This window comes from Collinsella sp. CLA-SR-H006 (assembly GCF_040097075.1).
GTDB lineage: Bacteria > Actinomycetota > Coriobacteriia > Coriobacteriales > Coriobacteriaceae > Collinsella.
The window spans coordinates 50,058-72,832 of record NZ_JBBNPD010000001.1 but is presented as its reverse complement, the minus strand read 5'-3'; the positions used below and the strand labels follow the sequence as shown (position 1 = coordinate 72,832).

20 protein-coding genes are annotated in these 22,775 nt (G+C 59.9%); 6 read left to right on the top strand and 14 right to left on the bottom strand.

Annotated elements, in window-relative coordinates:
* Window positions 1–69 precede the first annotated feature (69 nt).
* Window positions 70–1,107 (bottom strand): hypothetical protein, encoded by a 1,038-nt coding sequence (locus AAA069_RS00290; protein WP_349127240.1) that lies wholly within the window; start codon window positions 1,105–1,107, stop codon window positions 70–72.
* A gap of 319 nt (window positions 1,108–1,426) precedes the next feature.
* Between AAA069_RS00290 and AAA069_RS00285 the strand changes: the two genes are divergently transcribed.
* Together AAA069_RS00285 and AAA069_RS00280 are read left to right on the top strand one after the other, a co-directional pair.
* A complete protein-coding gene (locus AAA069_RS00285; protein ID WP_349127239.1) occupies window positions 1,427–2,773 on the top strand; it encodes an MATE family efflux transporter in 1,347 nt (448 codons plus the stop codon).
* Window positions 2,774–2,828: 55 nt separating this feature from the next.
* The gene (locus tag AAA069_RS00280; RefSeq protein ID WP_055286025.1) at window positions 2,829–3,677 is read left to right on the top strand and encodes a MerR family transcriptional regulator; all 849 of its coding nucleotides are present in this window, start codon (window positions 2,829–2,831) and stop codon (window positions 3,675–3,677) included.
* 93 nt (window positions 3,678–3,770) lie between these two features.
* Here the strand turns inward: AAA069_RS00280 and AAA069_RS00275 are convergent, their stop codons facing one another.
* The 7 genes from AAA069_RS00275 to AAA069_RS00245 all read right to left on the bottom strand — a co-directional run bounded on the left by AAA069_RS00275 (window position 3,771) and on the right by AAA069_RS00245 (window position 12,419).
* Entirely contained in the window at window positions 3,771–4,193 is a 423-nt protein-coding gene (locus AAA069_RS00275; RefSeq protein WP_195568424.1) for a PIN domain-containing protein, read from the bottom strand.
* Window positions 4,190–4,582 (bottom strand): type II toxin-antitoxin system prevent-host-death family antitoxin, encoded by a 393-nt coding sequence (locus tag AAA069_RS00270; protein WP_196026000.1) that lies wholly within the window; start codon window positions 4,580–4,582, stop codon window positions 4,190–4,192. Before AAA069_RS00270 ends, AAA069_RS00275 begins: the two co-directional genes overlap by 4 nt.
* 284 nt (window positions 4,583–4,866) lie before the next feature.
* Window positions 4,867–7,095: an NAD-dependent DNA ligase LigA gene (gene ligA, locus AAA069_RS00265; RefSeq protein WP_349127238.1), complete on the bottom strand. Its 2,229-nt coding sequence runs from the start codon at window positions 7,093–7,095 to the stop codon at window positions 4,867–4,869.
* A 447-nt stretch (window positions 7,096–7,542) separates the two neighbouring features.
* Window positions 7,543–9,003 (bottom strand): trypsin-like peptidase domain-containing protein, encoded by a 1,461-nt coding sequence (locus tag AAA069_RS00260; protein ID WP_349127237.1) that lies wholly within the window; start codon window positions 9,001–9,003, stop codon window positions 7,543–7,545.
* A gap of 208 nt (window positions 9,004–9,211) precedes the next feature.
* A complete protein-coding gene (locus AAA069_RS00255; protein ID WP_022095077.1) occupies window positions 9,212–9,874 on the bottom strand; it encodes a response regulator transcription factor in 663 nt (220 codons plus the stop codon).
* Between the two features lie 50 nt (window positions 9,875–9,924).
* The gene (locus AAA069_RS00250; RefSeq protein ID WP_349127236.1) at window positions 9,925–11,262 is read right to left on the bottom strand and encodes a glutamine synthetase family protein; all 1,338 of its coding nucleotides are present in this window, start codon (window positions 11,260–11,262) and stop codon (window positions 9,925–9,927) included.
* Between the two features lie 134 nt (window positions 11,263–11,396).
* Entirely contained in the window at window positions 11,397–12,419 is a 1,023-nt protein-coding gene (locus AAA069_RS00245; protein WP_271757503.1) for a LacI family DNA-binding transcriptional regulator, read from the bottom strand.
* 235 nt (window positions 12,420–12,654) lie between these two features.
* Here AAA069_RS00245 and AAA069_RS00240 point away from each other — a divergent pair, with 235 nt between their 5' ends.
* Complete coding sequence (locus AAA069_RS00240; RefSeq protein ID WP_195240513.1) at window positions 12,655–13,689, top strand: sugar kinase; 1,035 nt, start codon at window positions 12,655–12,657, stop codon at window positions 13,687–13,689.
* 253 nt (window positions 13,690–13,942) lie between these two features.
* Complete coding sequence (gene eda, locus AAA069_RS00235; RefSeq protein ID WP_055286010.1) at window positions 13,943–14,584, top strand: bifunctional 4-hydroxy-2-oxoglutarate aldolase/2-dehydro-3-deoxy-phosphogluconate aldolase; 642 nt, start codon at window positions 13,943–13,945, stop codon at window positions 14,582–14,584.
* Between the two features lie 392 nt (window positions 14,585–14,976).
* On the opposite strand, the gene AAA069_RS00230 is transcribed toward eda, so the two are convergent.
* Complete coding sequence (locus tag AAA069_RS00230) at window positions 14,977–15,669, bottom strand: GntR family transcriptional regulator (protein WP_349127235.1); 693 nt, start codon at window positions 15,667–15,669, stop codon at window positions 14,977–14,979.
* A 569-nt stretch (window positions 15,670–16,238) separates the two neighbouring features.
* Here AAA069_RS00230 and AAA069_RS00225 point away from each other — a divergent pair.
* Complete coding sequence (locus AAA069_RS00225) at window positions 16,239–17,330, top strand: ATP-binding protein (RefSeq protein ID WP_196022691.1); 1,092 nt, start codon at window positions 16,239–16,241, stop codon at window positions 17,328–17,330.
* Window positions 17,331–17,448: 118 nt separating this feature from the next.
* Here the strand turns inward: AAA069_RS00225 and AAA069_RS00220 are convergent, their stop codons facing one another.
* From AAA069_RS00220 to AAA069_RS00200, 5 genes are all read right to left on the bottom strand, one after another.
* The gene (locus AAA069_RS00220) at window positions 17,449–18,429 is read right to left on the bottom strand and encodes a hypothetical protein (protein WP_349127234.1); all 981 of its coding nucleotides are present in this window, start codon (window positions 18,427–18,429) and stop codon (window positions 17,449–17,451) included.
* Window positions 18,430–18,434: 5 nt separating this feature from the next.
* Window positions 18,435–18,770, bottom strand: coding sequence for a hypothetical protein (locus tag AAA069_RS00215; RefSeq protein WP_006234743.1), 336 nt, complete (start codon window positions 18,768–18,770; stop codon window positions 18,435–18,437).
* Window positions 18,771–19,354: 584 nt separating this feature from the next.
* Window positions 19,355–19,663: an MGMT family protein gene (locus AAA069_RS00210; RefSeq protein WP_006234744.1), complete on the bottom strand. Its 309-nt coding sequence runs from the start codon at window positions 19,661–19,663 to the stop codon at window positions 19,355–19,357.
* Window positions 19,664–19,837: 174 nt separating this feature from the next.
* Window positions 19,838–20,344 (bottom strand): CBS domain-containing protein, encoded by a 507-nt coding sequence (locus AAA069_RS00205; RefSeq protein WP_006234745.1) that lies wholly within the window; start codon window positions 20,342–20,344, stop codon window positions 19,838–19,840.
* A 3-nt stretch (window positions 20,345–20,347) separates the two neighbouring features.
* Complete coding sequence (locus tag AAA069_RS00200; protein ID WP_349127233.1) at window positions 20,348–21,787, bottom strand: MDR family MFS transporter; 1,440 nt, start codon at window positions 21,785–21,787, stop codon at window positions 20,348–20,350.
* A 520-nt stretch (window positions 21,788–22,307) separates the two neighbouring features.
* Between AAA069_RS00200 and AAA069_RS00195 the strand changes: the two genes are divergently transcribed.
* Window positions 22,308–22,649, top strand: a complete 342-nt coding sequence (locus tag AAA069_RS00195; RefSeq protein ID WP_006234747.1) for an ArsC/Spx/MgsR family protein — start codon at window positions 22,308–22,310, stop codon at window positions 22,647–22,649.
* Window positions 22,650–22,775: the final 126 nt, after the last annotated feature.

The window sequence follows — 22,775 nt, the reverse complement described above, 5'->3', positions numbered from 1 at the left end:
TGGCAAAAAACGTCGAATGTTGTGATGGTTTGCTTGCCCGTAGCGCCCCGTAGAAGAACCAAAACGCCCCTAAAGGCCGCCGTCCCAGTGCCGAATTACGAATTCTCGCAGGTCGTTCTGACGTTTTTGGAACGCTTCGCTTCGGTCGCACTTGAGACCCATAGCGAGCGCGATGGCGTTCATCGCCCGGTGCAATTGCAGCTGGTGGGCAAATTGAGTCCCGGTGAGGACGATCATCCTAAAGCCCAGCGCGCTCAGCACGGTTATACGCTCCGCGTCCGACGCGCTGCGCTGTTTATCAAGATGGTCCGAGCCGTTGTATTCAATCCCCGTACCGCTTGCAGGCGCATATACGTCGATCTCGAAATACCCGGCCTTTGCGAGATACTTGAACTCGTTGGGAACATCGACCCGATGGTTGAGCTCGATCTTGGCGTATCCCAGCCCGCCCTGGGAACGTTTTGCTACGACCATGATTGCGGTGGCCGTCTCCATGGGCGACCGCGCGCCATCGTGCACGCGCTTGAGCGCGGCGGCCGCGCGTATAGCCCCCTGACGAGATCGGTTCTCATTGCAATAGGCAATCAAGTCGGCAACGGTATACCTCTGCCCCATCTCGATATAATCGCCTGTCGACAGATGATTCAAATGGTATCGGGCGCAGATTTCGTAGCCATATTCCAGCTGCTCGGGTTCTCTCATCCACGAACCCGCTTGGACAAAGCACATGGCCTCATCAACCACCAGAAGGCCCTCTGCCACCTCGATAAGATGGCCTGGAGGTACCGGCGCTCCAAACACGTGGCACCTAAATCCAGCCGGCGTCGAGCGCTCAAAATCAAAGTTGACGAGCGTGTCGATATGATCGAGCTCTTCTCGTGGAATACCGAGCGAAACCAGATAGTCGGCAACGATCCCAACTGCCGTTGAAGCCCTCAGCCCTTTGGCATCAAGTCCCAATTTGGGCAGGCTCGCGGTCGGCTCCGCCTCGTTAGCAAGCGAGTCCTCATCGTATAGGCTGCTTGCTCGCGAGAGCGGCTCGGACGGGCGCGCCACGTTGTGGTACAGCCAGGCAGTCTTATGGGACAGGACGATCGGCAGGTCCATGAGCCCTCCAATGGAGTCGGATAACCAACCTTATTCCCCTGCTCACGGGTTCGCACACCTTCGTGCGCAAGAAAGCGATTCCACCCGGTCGAGTGGCAGAAAAACCATCACAACATTCGATGCTTTTCCCGATTTTGGCAAAAAACGTCGAATGTTGTGATGGTTTGAGGCAAGGTGAGGGGCACGGAGGGGTCAAAGTATCGTGCTCGGAGCGTGACTTTTTTCGCCCCACTGCCGACACAAACCTTGACTCTACAATCGTTGTAGGGTTTTCACTACACTGGTACGTAAACAAACCCAGCCAGAAAGTGCCCCGCCCATGGAACACGACCTCACACGCGGCAATGTCCTTAAGACCATCGCAGTCTTTGCCCTGCCCTATATGCTCTCGTACTTTTTGCAGATGCTCTATGGCATGGCCGACCTGTACATGATGGGGCAGTTTAGCGGCGCCGCCGGCATCACCGCCGTGGGCAATGGCGCACAGACGCTCTATATCATTACCGTGACGCTCGTGGGCCTGGCCATGGGAACGACGGTTATCGTCGGCCACGCCGTGGGCTCACGCCGCTTCGACCGCGCCGAGACCGCCATCGGCAACACCATCACGCTCTTTATGGGTGTCTCGGTGGTGCTGGCCGCTGTCCTGCTCGCACTGTGCCCGCAGGTTGTGGCGCTCATTGGCACGCCGCCCGAGGCAGTCGAAGGCACCGCCGCCTACCTGCGCATCTGCTTTATGGGCATCCCCTTTATCGCCGCGTACAACATTCTTTCGGCCATCTTTCGCGGGCTGGGAGATTCGCGCTCGCCCATGTACGTGATCGGCGTGGCATGCATCATCAACATCACGCTCGACTTTCTGTTCATCGGCCACATGGGGCTCGGCCCCGTGGGCGCGGCGCTCGGCACGGTAACCGCGCAGACGGCCAGCGTTGCGCTCGCGCTCGTGTGGCTTAAGAGCCGCCGCACGAACATCCACGTTAAGCGCAGCGACCTGCGCCCCCAGCCCGAGGTGCTCGGCAGCATTCTTAAGATCGGCGTGCCCGTGGCCGTGCAGGACGGCTGCATCCAGGTGGCGTTTATGTTTATCACTGTCATCGCCAACCACCGAGGGCTCGTCGACGCCGCCGCCGTGGGCCTGGTCGAGAAGATGATCAGCTTTTTGTTCATTGTGCCGAGTTCCATGGGCGCCACTGTCAGCGCACTCACGGCGCAAAATGCCGGCGCGGGCAAGGGCGATCGTGCACGTCAGGTGCTCAAGGACGCCATGACCATCTCGGTAGTGTACGGCTGCCTGATCACGGTACTGATGTGGCTGGTGGCGCCGGCGTTTATCGGCTTTTTTGCCAAGGACCCCGCAGTGGTCGCCGCCGGCACCGGTTATATGCGCAGCTACATTTTCGACGCGATTTTTGCCGGTATCCACATTTGCTTTAGCGGCTTTTTCGCTGCATACGGCAAGAGCTACATCGGCTTTGCGCACAACGTGCTGGCCGTGGCGCTCATTCGCGTGCCGGGCGCGTGGCTGCTGTCGAACGCCTATTCCGACACGCTGTTTCCCATGGGCATCGCTTCGCCGTGCGGGTCGATTTTGTCGGCAGTCATCTGTGTTGTCGCGTTTACCGTGCTCAACCGGCGCGGGGCTTTTGACAAGTTGGCAGCGTAGCGAGGCGACGCGAGCCTGGCGCCCCTCCCCTGTTTTTACCGAAAGGAGCGGTCCCATGACCGACTCGCCAACCGAACATACCGAGGGTCTGCTCCGCATTGGCGAGGTGGCGCGCCTGTTTAACCTGAGCGTGGGGACGCTACGTCATTACGAGCAGATGGGCTTGCTGGACCCGGCGCACATCGATCCGGCAAGTGGGTATCGCTACTACGGATCGCGGCAGCTCTCCACCCTCAACACCATCAGCCACCTGCGCGTTCTCAACTTGCCGTTAGCACAAATCCGCGAGTTTGTGACCACGCGCGATGTGGACCTTATGCAGCGGCAGCTGGCTCAGCAGCAGGAGCTCATCGAGCGCAAGCGCCGCGAGCTCGAACGCGTGTCACGCAAGATTGACAACCGGCTTGCGCTGCTCCACGATGCCTTGAACACCGAGCTCGATACCATTTGCACAATCGATGCGCCCGAGCTTCGCTGCGCCGTGTTGCGCGAACGCGTCAACCCTACCGACGCCTATGCGCTGGAGTGGCAGATTCGTCAGCTGCAGAAAGGCCAGCACGAGACCTTTGTCTTTCTGGGCAACTTAGGCGTCGGGATTAGCGCCGAGCGCCTCGCCGCCGGCGACTTTGATGGCTACGACGAGGTCTTTTTGCTGCTCGATGACACCGATGAGTACTTGGGCGACGTCGAGACGCGGCCCGCCGCGCGCTGCCTGACCATAAGCTTCCGCGGCACGCACGGGCAAGCAGCCCCACGCTATGAGCAGCTGCTCAGCTATATGCGCGAGCACGGCCTGACACCCGCCGGGCCCTCGCGCGAAATCGCCCTCATCGACGACATCATCAGCGACGACCCGGCAACCTACGTGACACAGATCACGGTGCCCGTTACTGTGCTCGATTAAGAACCTCCCGGACAGGCATGAAGTGCAGCTCAACTAACGAGCGTCGGCTACAGGATAACCGCCATGTCGAGGGCAGTCCCCGATATGGCGGTTTTACTCCTCCGGAATCGGAAACGCGCGGATGAACTCTGCGGGCGAGAAGGTCTTGATGGTCGAGCGCACAAAAGCGGCGCGATCGCGCGTGATGATAAAGTCCACGCCGGCACGCTCGGCCATCGCGCGGATACAGCCGTCCTCAAAGTCTGGCTCATCAGAATAGGCGGAGGTAAAACAAGCTTCTTGGTCGAGAGGCTCTACCGAGTAGCTCTTAAGACAGTCGCGCACTACCTCGCGGGCGCGCGCCTCGCCTGCCTGTTTAGTGAGAATGTAGTACGCGTCCTTGAGAGAGCAGGCCGAAACAACACCTTCTATAAGTCCCACGTCAACGAGCCCCTTGGTCGTTTGCGCCGCCCCATGCTCCGGCCGGCCCGGCAGCACGCAATCGAGCAGAAAATTGGTATCGAGAAATGCCCTCATAGGTAGCGCTCCCTCGCGACGCGCTTTTCATCTTCAACCGTCATCGTATCGAGCGGCGTTCCCTTTGGCATGCTAGCCACGATATCGAGATACTCCTGGTAATCCTCATTCTCCGCGAGCATCTCACGGATCTCCTTCCAGGTGATCTTGGGATGCCACATCGTACCCACGTCGCGCTTGGGCTTGTCCGAGCCGCGCGTCGGCTTTGCACCCCCGCGCTCCTGGGCAGCATCATATTCCACCGTAACTGGACCTTCATAGTCGAGCGGCACGATCTTGAACAACGGCTTGCTCCGCTTGAAGACCACAACCTCCTCGCCCTCATTGGCAACCCTTTCGGCCACCTGCGTAAGGTTTTGGCGCAGTTCCGAAAACGCGACGGTAACCATAGCGGCTCCTCTCAACATATATCTTCACTGCTAAGTATACACGTTAATGTTAATGTTAACGTGTATAAAACTCATCACAATGGGGCAGCCCCGTTGTGAGACCTCACTGCGGGGCCCCTTTGCCTTGTATGAATCTTCTATCGCTCCGGAACGACACCGCTCCGCAGGGTCACCCTCAGCAACCTACATGACGCAAATCATGCTGCCCGCCACCACGCCCAAATAAAAACCTCCCGGAAAGTATCAACCTTTCCGGGAGGTTTTCTAATTTGATTATCGATGTCCTAAGCCTGGGGCACCTCACCGGTAGCCAAGATCTGCTCGAGTGCGTCCTCGTCCAGCACGGGTACGCCCAGCTGCTCGGCCTTGGTGAGCTTGGAGCCCGCTTTGGGGCCGGCGACTAGATAGCTCGTCTTCTTTGAAACACTGCCCGAGACCTTGGCACCAAGCACCTTGAGCGCCGCGCCCGCCTCGTCGCGCGTGCGGTTGACGAGCGTGCCGGTGAGCACAAAGGTCAGACCCGCGAGCGGCTGTGCGTCGGCGAGCTCGCCCGCCACGCCGGCATCGGCTGCGGCTTGCGCGTGTGCGGCGCCCAGGTCGACCTCGAGCGACAGACCCGCTTGGCGCAGACGCTCCAGCACGGCCAGGTTTTCGGGCACGGCCAGGAACTGCTTGACGCTCGCCGCAATCTTGGGACCGATGCCCTCGCACTCGGCAATATCCTCTTCGCTCGCCAAGATGAGCTTGTCAATCGACAGGAATCGTTCGGCAATGACCTCGCCCACGCTCTTGCCCACGTGACGGATGCCCAGGGCAAACAGCACGCGACCGAGCGGCTGGCTCTTGGACTTGTTGAGCTCGGCGATGATTTTCTCGGCCGTCTTGAGGCCCACCGGAATGGGGTCGCCCTTCTCGACGCCCTTTTTGCTGTTGGAGCTGGCATAGGTGCGGCCCGTGTCCAGTCCGGCGATGTCATCGACCGTGAGCTGGTAAAAGTCTGCGACATCGTGGATCAGGCCGGCGGCGATCATCTTGTCGACGATCTCGTCGCCCAGGCCGTCGACGTCCATGCAGCCGCGGCTCACCCAGTGAAGCAGGCGCTCCTTGAGCTGCGCGGGGCAGTCGATGGAGACGCAGCGGTAGGCAACCTCGCCATCCTCGTGGACCACGGGGCTGCCGCACACGGGGCAGACCTCGGGCATGTGCCAGTCGACCGAATCGGCCGGGCGCTTGTCGAGTACCGGGCCTACGACCTCCGGGATCACGTCACCCGCCTTGTGCACGATGATGGTATCGCCCTCGCGCACGTTTTTGCGGCGGATCTCGTCGATGTTGTGCAGCGTGGCGCGCGCGATGGTGGAGCCGGCAACCGTCACCGGGTCGAACTCGGCGACCGGCGTGAGCACACCGGTGCGGCCCACCTGGATGCGAATTTCGCGCAGGACGGTCTGCTTTTCCTCGGGCGGGAACTTAAAAGCAATGGCCCAGCGCGGCGCGCGGGCGGTAAAGCCCAGGTCGAGCTGCCGTTGGAAGCTGTCCACCTTTACGACCACGCCGTCGATGTCGTAGTCCAAGTCGCCGCGGTGCTCGAGCGCCTGGGCACAGAACTCGTGGACCTCGGCCGGCGTGGCGCACCGTGCCACGTTGGGATTGACGCTAAAGCCGGCGCTACGCAGCCAGTCGAGAAACTCGCGCTGGCTGTGGACGTGCAGCGGGTCGGTATCGGCAATGGCATAGATAAAGGTGGCCAGGTCGCGGCGTGCCGTGACCTTGGGGTCCTTTTGACGCAGGGATCCTGCAGCGGCGTTGCGCGGGTTGGCGAAGGGGTCGCGTCCCTCGGCATCGGCCTCTTCATTCAGACGAACAAAGCTGCCCTTGGGCATATAGACCTCACCGCGCACCTCGATGGTGCGCTCGCGGTCGGCACCCATGTGGGCGAGCGCAGGCTCGGACAGGTGCATGGGCACATCCTTGATGGTACGGACGTTAAGCGACACGTCCTCGCCCGTGGTGCCATCGCCACGTGTGGCCGCACGTACGAAGGTGCCGTTTTGGTAGGTAAGCGCCACGCCCAGGCCGTCAATCTTAAGCTCGCAGGTATAGGTAACGCTGCCGGCACCGAGCGCATCCTCAGTGCGCTGGAGCCATGCGTCGAGTTCGTCCAGATCCATGGCATCGTCCATGGAATACATGCGCGCCATATGCGTAACCGGCGTAAACTGCTCGCTCACGTAGCCGCCCACGCGCTGGGTATAGCTGTCGGACGTCACCAGATCGGGGTAGGTCGCCTCGATTTCCTGCAGCTCAACGAGCATTTTGTCAAAGGCGGCGTCCGTGATCTCGGGCGCATCGAGCATGTAGTAGCGATAGGCGTGGTAATCGAGCTCGTGGCGCAGCTCGGCCGCACGCGCTGCCGCCTGGGCACGGGCGTCGGTCGATGCGGCGGTATCCGTGCTCGCGGGCGTTTCGGTATCGATGTCCACACCGTCACCAAACAGGCTCGATTGCTCCATAGCGGCACTCCTTCGCTCGATTTCAAACGGATACAAGAGTACCACCGGTCGCAACGGGGCCGAATAGCGGTCTCAAACCGCACCGAATCGGCAGCCGCCAGACTGGGGTGGACAGTTAGTTCAGATACGTATAAATCCTAGAGCTAAATCAGGCACGAACACCCCTGTTTCGACGAATTCGGGCTCCTCGAGACCATGTAAACGTCCCACTCTCCCTTCCAAACACCCATTCGAGCCCCATCCCAATCAAAAATTGCTCAAAACGCATTCCAAGCTGTCCCAGATTTATACGTATCTGAACTAACTGTCCAGACCATTACGAACCAGGCCTCTTGTCAGCCCCAAGTGATCCGTTTTCCTCCGTCCCCAACGGATCAATAAGAAAAGAGGGGCTGTCCCGCGTTGATGGGACAGCCCCTCTGGCATCGGTATGTGCGATACAGCTCGTTAGAAACCCTGGCCGTAGCCCTGGCCCTGGCCCTGCTGGCCTAGCAGCTCCTCCAGGTACTGGCGCAGCTGCTCGTCGGTAATACCGCCGTTGCCGGTGTCGGTCGAACTGTCGTCCTGCTGCTGGTTCTGCAGCTCCTCATCGGAGCCCAGCTCAACCGTGACCTTCTTCTCTTCCTTGCCGCGCATAAGCGTGATCTCGACTTTCTCGCCCACCTCGTGGCTGCGCAGCGCAATGATCAGGCCATCGGCGCTCGTAATCTCATCGTCGCCCAGCTTGGTAATGACATCGCCCTCTTGGATGCCAGCCTTGGCGGCAGGACCATCCTCAACGACGCTCGCCACATACGCGCCGCTATCGGTGCTCAGCTTGTTGGTGCGGGCGTTGAGCGCGTTGACGCTCGAAAGCGTGGCGCCCATGTACGGATGCACCGGCGTCTTGCCGTCGATAATCTGGTCGGCAATGTTCTTGGCGTAGTTAACGGGAATAGCGAAGCCCACGCCCGAGCTGGAGCCCGAGTAGCTCTCGATAAGCGAGTTGATGCCCACGAGCTCGCCGTTGTCATTGACGAGCGCGCCACCGGAGTTGCCCGGGTTGATGGCGGCATCGGTCTGAATCATGTTGGCATAGATGGTGTTACCGCTGGTAGAGCTCATAGCCGTGGAGCGGTAGAGCGCCGAGACGATACCGGTGGAGACAGACTGCTCGTTGCCGAACGGCGAGCCGATCGCCATGACCCACTCGCCCACGTTGAGCTTGGAGGAATCACCAATCTCGATCGGCGTGAGCTTGGAGGCGTCGGCGTCCTTGAGCTTGATGACGGCCAGGTCGCTCGAAGCATCGTTGCCCACGAACTCGGCCTCATAGGTGGTGCCGTCGTCCATGGTCACCACGTACTGGTCATAGCCATCGACCACGTGGTTGTTGGTGAGGATGTGGCCCTCGGTATCGAGTACTACGCCCGAGCCGACGCTGCCCGAACTATCCGACTCGTCGGCAGACTGCGAAAGCGAGCCATTCTGGCCGCCGCTCGAAGTGGCGGTGATGGAAACCACGGAGGGCAATGCCTTGGCAGAAACGGCCTCGGCCAGCGTGGTGTCCTCGGAATCAATCGTAATCTTTTGCGTCGACGAACCCGAAGCACCCGCCGTCACGGCGTTCCTGCCGCCGCCGATATCGAGCGTGCCGCTCATAATGAGCGCAATGACCAGCAGGGCTCCGCAGGCACAGCCGGCGAGTGCCGTAATAAAGATCGGCAGTTTTTTGGTCTTAGTCTTGACCACCGTGTGCTTGTTCACGACCTGTTGGCCGCCCAGCGGCTTGCCGGTCTGCGTGTCGTAAGCCTGCACGTAGGGAATGTTGTTACCGGCAGGCGTCGACTCCACCTGCACACGCGGCTGCTGCTGGGTCTCGCCGGCGTTGCCCGCATCCTGGGGACGCTGGGAATCGTTCTCGCTCATGGCTGCGATCCTTTCGTCTAATAACCAAAGGCCCGCCAAACATGTGGCGGGCCATCATTGTTCACGTTGAGTTGTACCCCAATATGCGGGCGAACGTGTATGAGAACGCAATCTTTTAGGAAGGCTTAAGTTCTGCTGCAAACTCGAAAGGGATCCACGCATGCGTCAAAACCACCACGAAGGCGCCTGTCCCCTTTGTGGTGAAAAGCTAGTCCTTAAACAGATAGCCCACGCCGCGGACGGTGGTGATGTGTGCCGCAATCTGCGGGCCCACCTTGGAACGGATGCGTCGAATGTGCACGTCGACGGTACGCGTACCGCCGCAGTACTCAAAGCCCCACACGCGGTGCAGCAGCACCTCGCGGCTGTAGGCACGGTTGGGATGCGTCGCCAAAAAGCTCAGCAGCGAGTACTCCATCAGCGTCAGGTCGATGGGCTCATCATCGAGCGTCACCTGGTAGGTGGCCAGGTTAATCTCGAGGTTATCGATGTTGAGTACATCGTCGGCGGTGACGGTCTCCTCCTCGCCCATCAGGCGCTGCGCACGAGCCTTGAGCTCGTTGGGCGTCGCCGTGGGGCACACAAAGTCGGCATGCGCGTGATTCGGCAGGCGCAGGGTGCCAAGGGCCTCATCGTCGACGATCACCAGCATGGGGACGCCGCCACGATCGTCAAGCCACTTGGCAATCTGATCGATGCGGTCGCTGCGAATGCCGTCGGAATCGAGGATCAGCAGGTCAAAGTCGTGCGCCGCAGTCGGCGAATCGGGGGTTGCCAGGCTCACCTCGACACCCAGGGTGGTCGTCAAGCTGCGGGCAAACTCGTGGAAGCGCGTCGTGCGCGCCATGAACAGGGCACTCTTTTCGGACATATCGGCCTCCAAAGAAATGAGCTCAATCGTACTGGAACAAGCCAGCGCGATTAGGAGTTCGCCAGGTAGTGCTTGATCTCCCACTCGGTGATCGTAGACTCAAACTTATGCCACTCGTTGCGCTTCTTTTTGAGGAAGAAGCTGTGGATGTGCTCGCCGAGGGCATCCTTCATAAACTGCGAGTCCTCAAACACGTCGAGCGCCTCTTTGAGCGAGCGCGGCAGCGGCGTGTAGCCGGCCTCGAGCATCTGACGGTCGGTAAGCTTGAGCGTCTCGGCCGTTGCCTCGGGCGGGAGTTCTAGCTTGCGCTCGATGCCGTCGAGACCAGCCGCCAGCGTGACGGCGTTGACCAGGTACGGGTTGGCCATGGGGTCGGGACTGCGCAGCTCGATGCGCGTGGACAGCTGCTTGCCAGGCTTGTAGACCGGAATGCGGACCATGCTCGCGCGGTTGCGCAGGCCCCACGTGGCGTACTGCGGTACGGAGTCGCCACCCGTGGTGATGCGCTTGTACGAGTTGACCGTGGGGCTGGTGATGGCGCTGATCTCGCGCGCGTGCGCCAGGATACCGGCCATGTAGTGTTTGGCGATGTCGGAAAGATGGTACTTCTCGTCGTCCTCGCTCCAAAAGACGTTGTTGCCGTCGTGGTCGAATAGCGACTGGCACAGGAACATAGCGCTGCCGTCCTCGCCCGCCAACGGCTTGGGCATAAAGGAGGCGTGGCAACCGCTCTCGTAGGCCTGCTGTTTAATGATGAGTTTGGCCGTGGTGATGGCGTCGGACATGCTCAGGGCCTCGGCGTGGCGCAGGCTCATGCCGTGCTGCGAGCGACCGGCGGCATGGAAGGTGTACTCCACGGGCACGGACATCTTCTCGAGCGTGAGGACCGTGTTGCGGCGCAGGTCGCGGGCGGCATCGCTCACCGAAAGATCGAAGTAGCCCACGTTGTCGAGCGGCTCGGGGGTGTGCTCGTCGGGGAAGTAGTAATACTCCAGCTCGGCGCCCACGTTGAGCAGATAGCCGGCTTTCTCGGCCTTGCGGAACATGCGGCGCAGGGCATCGCGCGGATCGCCGGCGAAGGGCTTGCGGTCGGGAGTGCACACGTCGCAGAACACGCGGGCAACGCCGTTGTGGCTCGGACGCCACGGCAGAATCTGGAAGGTCGAAGCATCGGGAAACGCCAGCATGTCGGCTTCCTCGGGCGTGGCAAAGCCCTCGATGGCGGAGCCGTCAAAGCCAATACCCTCCTCAAAAGCGACCTCGAGGTCCTCGGGGCTAATGGCAAAGTTCTTGAGGCGGCCGAGAATGTCGACAAACCACAGACGCACAAAGCGGATGTCACGCTGCTCTACGGAGCGGAGTACGTAATCGATGTTCTGCTGGTTCATGTCGCTCCCCTTTCTTTCGGGCGGGTTTCGACTGGTCTATATCGCAGATACTATCGCAGAAAAATGTTTCCGCAGGGTTAAAGCGTATCAAGCGCTCAAAAAACGTGCGCGAACAGGCAGTTGCGAACAAGCGGCTAGCGAGAGGTCGAGGCGCGGTGTTCGATGTGGCCGGGGATCTCGATGCGTTTGGGCGCCAGCTTTGCGGCCTCGCCCACGGTGGTGGTAACGACGTCGATGCGCTCGGAAAGGCGCTCGACTACGCGCTCGGCAATGGTGAGGGTGTCCTGCGCGGCCGTGGTGACGCCGCCAAAGAGCACATGGTTCCAGGGGTAGTCGTCAAACGTCGCGATCTTGAGCCCCGCCGGCAGCGAGGGACCAAGCTGCGCCAGCGCCTCGGTCAGACGCAGGAAAACCAGGCCGTTGACGGCGATAAGGCCGAGCCTTTTGCCCGCGTAGTCGCGGATGGTCTTGTCCAAACGGCCAACGCCCGTGGCGCCACCGTCGGCCAGGGTGACGACCTCGCCCGCAAGGCCGCGGCGCGAAAGCTCGTCGGCAAAGGCCTCGGCGCGCTCTCGACGCACGGGGCTATCGTCGCTTGCCTCGGTGAGCAGGCACAGACGCTCGCTGCCCGCAGCTGCCAAGGCGTCTACCAAGCCGGCGACCAGCTCACGGTTGTTAGATGTCACCAGGTCAACACCGCCGTCGGCAACGTCGCGGTCGAGCAGCACGACGGGCAGACGTCCCGCTGCCGCGGCGATCGCCTCGTCATTGCCTCCGCAGGTGTTGACGACCAGGCCGTCCACGCCGGCATCGATAAGTCTGGTGAGCGACTCCGCTTCCTTAGCGGGGTCGTTGCCGCTAATGGCCGTCATGAGCGAGCAGCCGCGCGCCGCGGCGCTGGCGGAAAGGCCCTCGAGCATGGCGCTCGAGAACGGGTTGGCGATGTCAGCCAGAATCACACCGATGAGGTTGGTACGCGAGCTGCGCAGATTGCGCGCGGCAGCACGTGGGCGATAGCCGGTGCGCTCGATGACCTCGGCGATGCGGGCGCGGGTCTCCTCGGTCATTTGCCCGGGACGGTTGTTGAGATAGCGCGAGACCGTGGCCGGGCTCACACCCGCCTCGGCGGCAATGTCCTTGATTCTCATCTGCGCCATGGCGCACCCCGTTTCCCAATTGTCAGCAGTCTGAGCCATTTTAGGCATTTTTTTAAAAATCTCGCTTGCAAAACGCTGTAGGTGAGTATACTACAACTCGAAACGAAACCGATTTCGTAAACCGATTTCGGCAAGCGTTGGCGCGGAGGTGCAAAGATGTACCCTACCGTCTTGGCACCTCCGCGCCAACGCCATATCAAAGGTGTACGCACGAGCAAGAAGGAGCTGCGCGACCATGGGTAAAACGGTTCTTACCTTCGGCGAAATCATGATGAGGCTCTCGCCCAAAGATCATCTGCGCATTGAGCAGGCAACCGAGTTTGACGTCCGCTACGGTGGCGCCGAGGCCAACACCGCTCTTTCCCTGGCCTACCAAGGCGACAAGGCCGCTTACGTATCCGTTGTCCCGGCCAACCGCCTAGGCGAGTGCGCGCTGCGCTCGCTGAAGGCCTACGGCGTCGACACAACGCGCGTCGTGCGTCAGGGCGACCGTCTTGGCTCCTATGTGTTTGAGGTCGGCGCCTCGCAGCGCGGCAACGGCTGCGTCTACGACCGCAAGTTCTCTGCCATCAACATGGCCAAACGCGACGTCTTTGACTGGGACGAGATCCTCAAGGGCATCGATGTCTTCTATTTCTCCGGCGTGACCCCCGCCGTCTCCGATGAGATGGCCGCCGCCTGCAAGGAGGCACTCGCCGCCTGCCGCGCCAAGGGCATCACCACCGTGTGCGACGTGAACTATCGCGGCAAGATGTGGTCGCCCGAGAAGTCGCAGGCCACCATGAAGGAACTCCTGCCGCTCGTCGACATCTGCATCGCCAACGACGAGGATGCGCCCGCCGGCCTCGGCATGACCTGCGTCTCTGGTTCCCTTGCCCATGGCATCGAGGAGCGCGACACCTACGTCGAGATGGCCCGTCAGATCTGCGCCGAGTACGGCTGCAAAAAGGTCGCCTCGGTCGTCCGCAACATCTCTTGCGTCGAGCGCTCCATCTGGATGGGCATGCTCTTTGACGCCGAGAGCGGCGAGTACTGGTTCTCCCCTGCTCACGATGTGCACGTGCTCGAGGGCGTTGCCGCCGGCGACGCTTTCAACGCCGGCTTCGTCCATGCCCTCATCAACGACTTTGACCCGCAGGACGCCGTCAACTACGCGATTGCAGCCTCGATCCTCAAGCTCACCATCAAGGGCGATTCCAACTTGGTGACCGCAGACGAGATCGCAGCCGTGGCATCCGCCGCCGACGGTGGCACCCGCGTCGCGCGTTAGTCCGTCTCCATTCCGCGGGCCGCAGCTTTCCAATCCCATACCCCTGCGGCCCGCTCCCCGATTCCTCCGGTCGGGCAAAACCACCAGTCCCATTCCGGTTTTGCCTGGCATTCCCTACATGACTGGTCGAGCAGCTGGTTTTGGAATTGCTTGAACCCCAAGCAGTGCCTCCGATAACCAATCCAAAATCGGCTCCTGACCAGCATATTTGGCAATCACGCGCCCATGCGCGCCATACATCGAAAGGAACATTATGTTCGATCAGTTCTACACCACGCTTGAGTCCCTGGGCATCGTGCCGGTCGTCGTGCTCGACAAGGTCGAGGACGCCGCTCCGCTCGCCCACGCCCTTATGGCAGCTGGCATGAAGTCCGCCGAGGTCACCTTCCGCACCGCCTGCGCCGCCGAGTGCATCGCCGCTATGGCCGAGGCCGAGCCCGAGATGTGCGTTGGCGCCGGCACTGTCCTGACCGTCGAGCAGGTTGAGCAGGCCCGCGCAGCCGGTGCCAAGTTCATCGTCTCCCCGGGTTACAACGAGGACGTTGTGAAGCACTGCATCGACATCGACCTGCCTGTCCTTCCCGGCACCGTAACCCCCTCCGAGGTCACCGCAGCCGAGAACCTGGGCCTCAAGGTCACCAAGTTCTTCCCCGCGTCCCAGTATGGCGGCCTGAACACCATCAAGGCCCTCGCCGCTCCGTTTGTCGGTCACCGCTTTATGCCCACCGGCGGCGTGAGCACCGCCAACGTCGAGGAGTACCTGAGCTCCTCCGCCATCATCGCCTGCGGTGGCACCTGGATGGTCAAGCCGGCCCTGTTTGCCGACGGCGACTTCTCCAAGGTCGAGCAGATCGCCCGCGAGGCCATGGACGTCGTCAAGAAGGTCCGCGGCTAGGTTTAGCTCTCTATCGTGAAAGGGGGCGTGCCCTAGACCTCGCCCTCTTTCTTTTAAAGCGGCTCGGAAGCGCGCCGTTTCCGTCACGAACAAGAACCAAAACCGTCTTGTATGCTGATAGAACGTGACGGAAGCGACACGCCCCCGAGCCGCTTTGCCTACTCGGCTGGCAGTCGCGCTCAACTGAGCCACTTCGGTAAAAACCGAGCCACCAAAACAGCTGCGGCGCCGTCTGGAGGAATGGACCCTTGCTTCCGGTCTTTTCCTCCAAGCGGTGCCGCAGCTTTTTCGTGCCCCGATGTGCCCCGTCACTTGCGGTGGAATACGGACTGCCTACACCATCAGAGCCGCAAAACAATCCCTATTTCACCGCAACTAAATAAAGGGACAAATTAGATGGCCGAGTCTTTGGACAGCTCAAAATAGTCGGGATGCAAGGCGATAACCGGGCCCTGCTCCTCGGGCATCAGGTGCAGGTGTGTCTCTGCCAGATAGCTCGCCGCGTCGGTATCGCCCCTCTTAATGGCCTCGAGAATCCGGCGATGCTGCCGACGAATCGGCTCCCAATCCAGGTCCTGCGACACCATACGCAACCAGTTGTATCGCTCAAAATGCGTATTGACGCTCTTCATCCAATCCCACAGCATATGACGACCAGCAATCTCAAAACATGTCTCATGGAACAGGTTATCCAGGTCAAAGAAACGGCGCGTTTCGCCATGGTCGAGCGACTCGGACTCGGTAAGAATCTGCTCGAGCCGCTGCTTTTGCTCGGGCGAGGCGGCCGAACAGCATTTAATAAGCACGCTTCTCTCGAGCTTCTCGCGCAAGAAACAGGCGTTCTCGGCGCGTTCCATGCTGATCTTAGAGACGTAGGTGCCGCTTTTGGGACGCGTTTCCACCAGCTCCTGCTCGCGCAGACGCACAAAGGACTCGCGAATGGGTGTGCGCCCGATTCCCGTCTCTTTTTCCAGACCAATCGCCGAAAGGCGCGTGCCGGGCTTGAGCTCGGCATAGATGATCTTGGAGCGCAATGCGTTGTATGCCTGATCTTGCAGGCTCTGATAATGCTGGTGCTGTTCCATAAAGCCCTCGGATGAAGCCTCGGTTAATCGAATACCACCATGCAATACTATCGCATCCCCCGCCCCCCCTCATAAGTTGCGGTGGAATAGTTCCTGCTCAAAGCCTTCAGCAGCAAAAACAGGAACTATTCCACCGCAACTTCCAACAGTCTTTTTGGGACGTGGCTTTTTTGGCTACCCTGAGCCGCAGGTCGGCCCCTTGCCACAAAAGGGGCCCATCTACTACGTTAACACGGATAGCCTCGGCAATACCGAAAACCGTGAAAACAAAACCGCAGGTAGACAGCTTGTCGATTTTCGAAAAAGCCGACTATGGTTGACCCCTGCGGCTTAAACGTAGTAGATAGGCCCTTTTCGTGGCGCAGCACTACTGCACCCCAAATTGGCACCCCGAGCCCTCGTGAGTTGCCAACAAGCTGTTCGCCCAGCGCTTTATCCGCGCGGCATTTGGAAAATAGCACCACCGCAAAACCCGCGAGTAGCGCTTACTTTGCTATATCTCACTATACTTTGCTATATCTTGCTATACTTTGCTATATCTTGCTATATCTTGAGCAAAGGTGGCTCACATGCAAACAAACCCTTTTAAGCCCACAGCAGGTAAAACACCTCCCACGATTATCGGCCGCGAAGATGTACTTGAAGAATTCAGTGAAGGCCTCACCAACGGGCCTGGTGCCCCTGGGCGCCTAATGCGCATAGCCGGCGTCCGTGGAACGGGCAAGACGGTCCTCCTTGACGAGTGCTCACGTTTGGCGCAAAGCCGTGGCTGGACGGTCATAAAAGAGGTCGCAACCGAGGGACTTTGCCAGCGCATTCTCGAACAGCTGCAGCCCAAATTCCAGGCCAAACACGCCAGATTTGAGCCCACCGTAGCTGGCATATCCATCGGCAGCATAGATATTGAGCGAATCGGCCCATCGCTACGCGACGCCATGAGACAGACAATATCCAAGAATGGAAATGGCCTGCTCATCACTCTCGACGAGGTTCAAGACGCAGAGCTCGATGAGGTCCGAACGCTCTCCATTGCGATTCAGCAGGTTATCGGCGAAGACCTTGATATCGCCTTTGTTTTTGCTGGGCTGCCTTCGATGATTGAAAGCATCATCAACGGAAAGACACTTGCGTTTTTGCGCCGCGCCCTCCCCTTTGATCTGAAGGCTGTGGCAGTAACCGAAGTGTCGTACTCCCTCGAGGAAACCATTGAAGCGTCTGGCATGGAGTTGCAGCCAGGTATTGCCGGCCAACTTGCCGAGGCAACGCAGGGCTATCCTTTCATGATCCAACTCGTTGGATACTACGCATGGCAGTTGGCAAGACGCGCACATACAACGATTATTGGAGAAGAAGAAGCCGAGCGTGGCATTGCAACGGCACGCGAACGCTTCTGCGCCATGGTGATTGAGCCCGCGCTGCAGCGCATTCCGCCCACGTGCATCGCTTATCTGCTGAGCATGGCGTCTTTGGGGCAGACGAGCTCGACCAGCATGGTTGCCGATGCCCTAAACAAAACGCCTCAACAGGTGAGTTCCGTCCGCAGCCGCCTGTTAAGAGAATCGATTATCGAGGCTCCCTCGTACGGCAAGGTCTCATTTGCCATCCCCTACATGCGCGACTACCTCTACGAGCACAAAGCCGAACTGGAAGTTGAACTGTAGAAACGGCAACTGCCCTGCAAGACGAAAACCGTTTTCGTACGGATTAAAGCAGACGTAAACGATTTTCGTCTTGATTTGCGTACGGAATTAAGACGTAAATTGCGCTTTCGTACGCTTATTACCAGACGCAAATTGTTTTCGTCCGGCCATGCGTCCCCAATCTAGACGAAAAGAGCCCCGAGCTCGTATTGAACTGCATCCCAATTCTTGGACGGGCGCCGATGCCGATCTCTGCCATGTCGAGGTGCGAGATCAAATCCTTGGCGCGCTCGCCGGAGTGGTATGCCTTGTTCGGCGCCACCTTCCTGTAGAGCTTCTTGAGCTTCGTCTTCCCCTTGTTGCCCGGTGGCATCTCCGTCTCAGGTGGCAGCCCTAGGAAGGACAGGACGCCGGGCAGGTCGCACAGCATCACGTCCTCGATGTCGGCCTTGGCCGCCAGGTCGACGACTCTCTGCGCTGTCGGCGAGATGTTCGGGGTGCTGCTACCGCCCGCTGGTTCGGAAGCTGGCGGGCAGTAGCGGGCAGTAGCGGCAGTAGCGGTGTGGCTCGATAGGCCCGAATATCCGTAAGGAAGGTGCTCGCTCTCATATGTGCTGATATGCCTCGCCTCGCGAACCTTGGGATGCTTCCTGAGGTAATCCCTCAATTCGAGCCACTCTTTATGCTCATAACGCTTCGAAATCGTTTCCCCGTCGACAGTTTCCTTCACATAATGGTATGTTCGAACGCCTTCGAACTTGCCGAACCCGTTCTCGACGCTGAAGTTTCTGAACCAGCGCGAAAACCCATTCAGGTCCATGAAGTTGACTTGGGGATGCCTGTCTTTCGTTCGTTCGAATGAGTGGACGAGCGGAGTGCCTTTGACTTGTTCCAGGCCGAAGGCTTCCATTTCGCGGGCCTGCTCCTTTTTCCAGAATTCGAGATACGACGTCAGCGTCTCGCTTATCGAGATCCTCCGCACGCTTTTCTTGCTTTTGGGCGAGCGAACGCTTCGATCGGCCGCGAACTGCTGCTCAATGAGGATGCTTCTGTTCTCGACGGAGGCATCGGACCACGTCATCCCGAGGGCTTCTGCCCTTCTCATGTCGGTGTCGAGCATGAGCATCACGCATGTGATGTGCGCGTCCGGTTCTCGATTGAGTAGGATGTCGAGTAGGCGAGCGGCGTGATGGTTCCTTCGCGGTTGTCGTGGAACTTTTTTGCGTACGAGCCGACGGTGTCCCTCGATTTTTGGACGTAGGTGCCGCTGTTGAGTTCTGCCTTGTAGGCTTCGAGTGCGGCGTCGACCTCTCGGCTTTTGGTGGTATGTATGGTCTGCCACGGCGAATAGCGGTATTTGCCCGTGACCGGATCCTTGCCGAGGCTGTGACGGTAGCGCCACGTGTATTTGTCGCGGCGTTGCTTCGTTCCTTTGCCTATGACGAGAGGTCGGTCGTTCATCGTGTTCCTTGCCTGAAGTGCCTGAGAATCGCGCTCGGTTGCGCGGAATGGCGCAAAGGGCTGGGGCGAGTGGGCATTACCCTTGGTGGTGGGCCCTGCGTGGGGTCACACCCCAAGGGTAATGCTCCGCCTGACCGCTTTCAAGCTCGTTGTGGGTCGAATTTGGGTCGAATTATTCCGCGTACTTTTCTTTCGTAAATCTATGAAAACATCAAATGACCTGGAGTTATATTGACTTCAATTTGGGTCGAAATGTCTGAATGAAACAACGTCGTAGCGACCTCATAACCCGAAGGTCGGTGGTTCAAATCCGCCCCCGCGACCATGAAACTTCAGGTCGGAAGCATAAAAGCTCCCGACCTTTTTCTTTGTCTAGGGGTTTCGGCATCTCTCGTTCTTTGGGTACCTCGAGGCGGGCAATCAGATAGATGCTTACGAGTATCATAGGGTCTTTTTACGTCGCGGTCGTGTCTCGTACTGGTGCGCCGCTCTTTGTGGGACGTGTCACTTTGCCATAGGTTGTCCGGCGGCGGGGCGCAGGTCGTTCCCCGTGGCGTCGCTCCTTTCGACGCTACGCTGCCTGGCTACTCGTTCCACTGGTGCTTTTTCATGTCGACGCAGCCGTTGTCTCGGAAGGCGACTCCTTCCTCCGTCAGTAGTGCTCGCTGGTCGGGGAAGTTTGGCGCGAGGCGTCCCGCGTGGTTGACGACGCGGTGGCAGGGATAATCTCCGTAGCGATCCGCCTCGCTCAGCACCGCTCCGACCAGGCGAGAGTTTTTCTCCCTGCCGATGAGGCGCGCTATCTGACCGTACGAGGCGACGCATCCCGCCGGAATCTCTGCCACGACGGAGAGAATCTCATAAACCAAATCTTCGTCCAGGACTTTTCCCATCGTATCGCTCCCGTGTTCGCTTTTGCCTTCGGGGGCGCGGCACCGATCACCCGTACTGCGATTTTCGCAGCTCCCCTTACCGAAGCATCGAGGGAAAGCGCGTGCGTGTCAAGGTTGTCTAGTCCAGTTGCTGGCTCGATGCCTCGAGATGTTCGCCTCAAGTGCGACCTGCCCCTATTGGAAAAGGATGCCGAAGATGTATTTGGTGATGGCGGAGCGGCGGATGACCCCCACGAGTTTGCCCTCGTCATCAACCACAGGAAGCTTCTTGAACTTCTTCTTCGCCAGCAGCGCGGCGACGCGGGCGATGCTCTGCTCGGGACGGGCACACACTACCTGGCGCGTCGCGAAATCCATGACGCAGCGATCCTTCAGGTCTTCGATGCGCTGCTCAAGGCTCTGATCGTCGAAGTACAGCATGGACGCGTCGCCGCCCGTGAAGATGGTGTGAGCGCGATGCTGCGCGATGGCTCCCATGACATCGCCGTCGGAGATGAACCCGACCACCTGGTTGCGCTCATCGATTACGGGCATGCTGCTCACCTCGTTTTCGGCGAGCATGCGCACCACGTCGGAAATCGTGCAATCCTGCGTGCAGGTGAACGGCTCTTCAATCATGATGCTCGAAACGGGCGTCCCCTCGAGCTCGAGCGGGATGCGCTCGGACAGAATCTCGGACATCGCTTATGCCTCCTTCGTTTTCGGTGCGGTTTTCTTGGTGCGCACGCTGAATATGGCGCAGATAAGGGAAACGAGGCCGATTGCCGCGCACACCTTGTAAGCGACGCCCGCGCCCACGGCGGTGGCTACTTGGATGCTCGCATCGACGCCGGCCGACGCGGTGACGCTTGTCATGACCGTGATGATGAGCGCCGTGCACAAACCGCCGGCGACCTGGCGGCCGGTGTTCGCGATGGCGTTGCCGTGGGCGATCATGTCATTTTTCAAGGCATTGACACCCCATGTGTTCACCGGCATGTTCGCGAGCGACTGGCCGGCGGACTGCAGCATGCAGAACAGCGCAACCACCAAGATGGGCGTGTTTACCGTCGAAAGCGAGAGCAGGAACAGGGCGCCGGTCATGAGGGCCAGGCCGACGATCGAGATGGCACGCGGACCGAACTTGTCGAACACCACGCCGGAGATAGGGCTGATGATGATGCCCACCGCCGCGGCGGGAAGCATGGCCATGCCGGTTTCGAAGGCCGAAGCGCCAAGCGAGGTTTGCAGCAGCAACGGCAACAGCGTGTTGGTGACCAGGCATGCGGCGTTGATGAGCGTGACGATGATGGCGGCCACGCGGAACTCGCGCGTCTTGAGCGTGCCCAGTTGAAGCAGCGGGTCCTCGATTTTGCCCTGGCGTACGACGAACAGCACCAAGCACACGACACCCGCGACGATCGAGCCGAGCACCACGGGGTTGCCCCAACCCATCGACGAGGCGCTCGAGAACCCGTAGAGAAGTCCGCCGAAGGCGATGGTGGAGAGGACGACCGAGGGCAGGTCGAGCTTGGGGTTCTTCAGCTCGCCCACGTTTTTCAGCATGAACACGCCCAGCACCAGCACGAGAATTGCGAGGGGGACGATGGCGCCGATCATGGTGCGCCAGCCGTACGTGTCGATCACCGCGCCGCCTACGACGGGGCCGACCGCGGGACCCGCCGACATGACGATGCCCGCCATGCCCATAGCCGTTCCTCGTTTCTCGACGGGGAACACCAGCATGGGAACCACCGAGACAAGCGGCATGAGCACGCCTGAGCCCGCCGCTTGCAACACGCGACCAATGATGAGGAACAGGAAATCAGGGGCTGCGGCGCACAGCAGCGTGCCCAGCGCGAACACCAGCGTCGCCCCGAAGAATAGCGCGCGGGTGCTGAACTTGTCGATAAGGAACGCCGAAACGGGGACCATGATGCCGCTCACCAGCGGGTATATGGACATGATCCACTGGGCAGTCGAGGCATCGATGGCGAAATCGGACATGATGACCGGCAGCGCAGGCGACATCACCGTTTGGTTCAGTAGCGCCAAGAAGGCACCCAGGACGACGACCGCGACGATGCTGATCTGGGTACCGGTAATGCGCCCATTGGCGGGCGCGACCGTACAATTATCAGACATAAGCTTCCTTCGTATCTATTCGATTCTTCGCCGAAGGCGCGCCGGCCCACGGGCGAAATAACATGCACGTGCTATGCGTGCATCAGATACGACAGGAAGAAAGCGGCTGCTCAGAGCGCACTTGGGGAACAACAGGAGAGGCCCCGTATACCAGGGGCCGCCGAATTGCGATGTATGCTTTGGTCAAATCCTTCATAGCGGGGAGGCATTCTAGCAGCCGTCTTCGCCCCTTTCAAGGGATGTAACCCAGACGTTGATTTTCTTCACCGAGGCGCCATCGTTGACGGGTGGCGTGCTTCTCTATCGCCACACCGCGGGGCGAGGGAACGCCGCGGCGAGCTTGTACATCGGCTATGTGTGCAGCTGCGAGCGTGTCGCCGGCGCGCGCTGGGCGCCAGTCCGATCCGGCCGACTCTTGCCGACGGTCGGTCGCCGTCCTCCTCCATCTCCGCCTGCTCTGTTTTTGCTCGGCTCCCTTGTCGTATCATGGACGGACGAGAATTGAGCGAAGGCGGTACGTATGAACATCCAGATATTCGGCACGAAGAAAAGCTTCGATACTAAGAAGGCGCAGCGCTATTTCAAGGAACGTCGTGTGAAGTTCCAGTTCATCGACTTGAAGGAAAAGGGGATGAGCAAAGGCGAGCTCGAAAGCGTGGCGCGCGCCGTCGGCGGGATCGACGCTGTGATCGATCCAAAGGCGAAAGATGCCGACACGGTTGCGCTCGTACAGTATCTTGCTGCCGACCAGAAGTTCGAAAAGGTGCTCGATAACCAGCAGATTCTTCGTGAGCCCATCGTTCGCAACGGCCGCCAGGCAACCGTTGGCTACGAGCCTGACGTGTGGAAGGGCTGGGAATAAAGCGGCTGGGAATAAAGTGAAGCGCCCACGCCCGTGGTTTTATCCACGGACGCGGGCGCTTGCGTAAGACGTCTCTTGTCGTTTGAGTGGAGCGCCCCGGCGGCGCTGAACAACGCGCCCCGGTGA

Coding starts and splice junctions, on each gene's coding strand:
- AAA069_RS00290 (WP_349127240.1), bottom strand. CDS start 1,107: ATGGACCTGCCGATCGTCCTGTCCCATAAGACTGCCTGGCTGTACCAC.
- AAA069_RS00285 (WP_349127239.1), top strand. CDS start 1,427: ATGGAACACGACCTCACACGCGGCAATGTCCTTAAGACCATCGCAGTC.
- AAA069_RS00280 (WP_055286025.1), top strand. CDS start 2,829: ATGACCGACTCGCCAACCGAACATACCGAGGGTCTGCTCCGCATTGGC.
- AAA069_RS00275 (WP_195568424.1), bottom strand. CDS start 4,193: ATGAGGGCATTTCTCGATACCAATTTTCTGCTCGATTGCGTGCTGCCG.
- AAA069_RS00270 (WP_196026000.1), bottom strand. CDS start 4,582: ATGGTTACCGTCGCGTTTTCGGAACTGCGCCAAAACCTTACGCAGGTG.
- ligA (WP_349127238.1), bottom strand. CDS start 7,095: ATGGAGCAATCGAGCCTGTTTGGTGACGGTGTGGACATCGATACCGAA.
- AAA069_RS00260 (WP_349127237.1), bottom strand. CDS start 9,003: ATGAGCGAGAACGATTCCCAGCGTCCCCAGGATGCGGGCAACGCCGGC.
- AAA069_RS00255 (WP_022095077.1), bottom strand. CDS start 9,874: ATGTCCGAAAAGAGTGCCCTGTTCATGGCGCGCACGACGCGCTTCCAC.
- AAA069_RS00250 (WP_349127236.1), bottom strand. CDS start 11,262: ATGAACCAGCAGAACATCGATTACGTACTCCGCTCCGTAGAGCAGCGT.
- AAA069_RS00245 (WP_271757503.1), bottom strand. CDS start 12,419: ATGGCGCAGATGAGAATCAAGGACATTGCCGCCGAGGCGGGTGTGAGC.
- AAA069_RS00240 (WP_195240513.1), top strand. CDS start 12,655: ATGGGTAAAACGGTTCTTACCTTCGGCGAAATCATGATGAGGCTCTCG.
- eda (WP_055286010.1), top strand. CDS start 13,943: ATGTTCGATCAGTTCTACACCACGCTTGAGTCCCTGGGCATCGTGCCG.
- AAA069_RS00230 (WP_349127235.1), bottom strand. CDS start 15,669: ATGGAACAGCACCAGCATTATCAGAGCCTGCAAGATCAGGCATACAAC.
- AAA069_RS00225 (WP_196022691.1), top strand. CDS start 16,239: ATGCAAACAAACCCTTTTAAGCCCACAGCAGGTAAAACACCTCCCACG.
- AAA069_RS00220 (WP_349127234.1), bottom strand. CDS start 18,429: ATGCTCGACACCGACATGAGAAGGGCAGAAGCCCTCGGGATGACGTGG.
- AAA069_RS00215 (WP_006234743.1), bottom strand. CDS start 18,770: ATGAACGACCGACCTCTCGTCATAGGCAAAGGAACGAAGCAACGCCGC.
- AAA069_RS00210 (WP_006234744.1), bottom strand. CDS start 19,663: ATGGGAAAAGTCCTGGACGAAGATTTGGTTTATGAGATTCTCTCCGTC.
- AAA069_RS00205 (WP_006234745.1), bottom strand. CDS start 20,344: ATGTCCGAGATTCTGTCCGAGCGCATCCCGCTCGAGCTCGAGGGGACG.
- AAA069_RS00200 (WP_349127233.1), bottom strand. CDS start 21,787: ATGTCTGATAATTGTACGGTCGCGCCCGCCAATGGGCGCATTACCGGT.
- AAA069_RS00195 (WP_006234747.1), top strand. CDS start 22,308: ATGAACATCCAGATATTCGGCACGAAGAAAAGCTTCGATACTAAGAAG.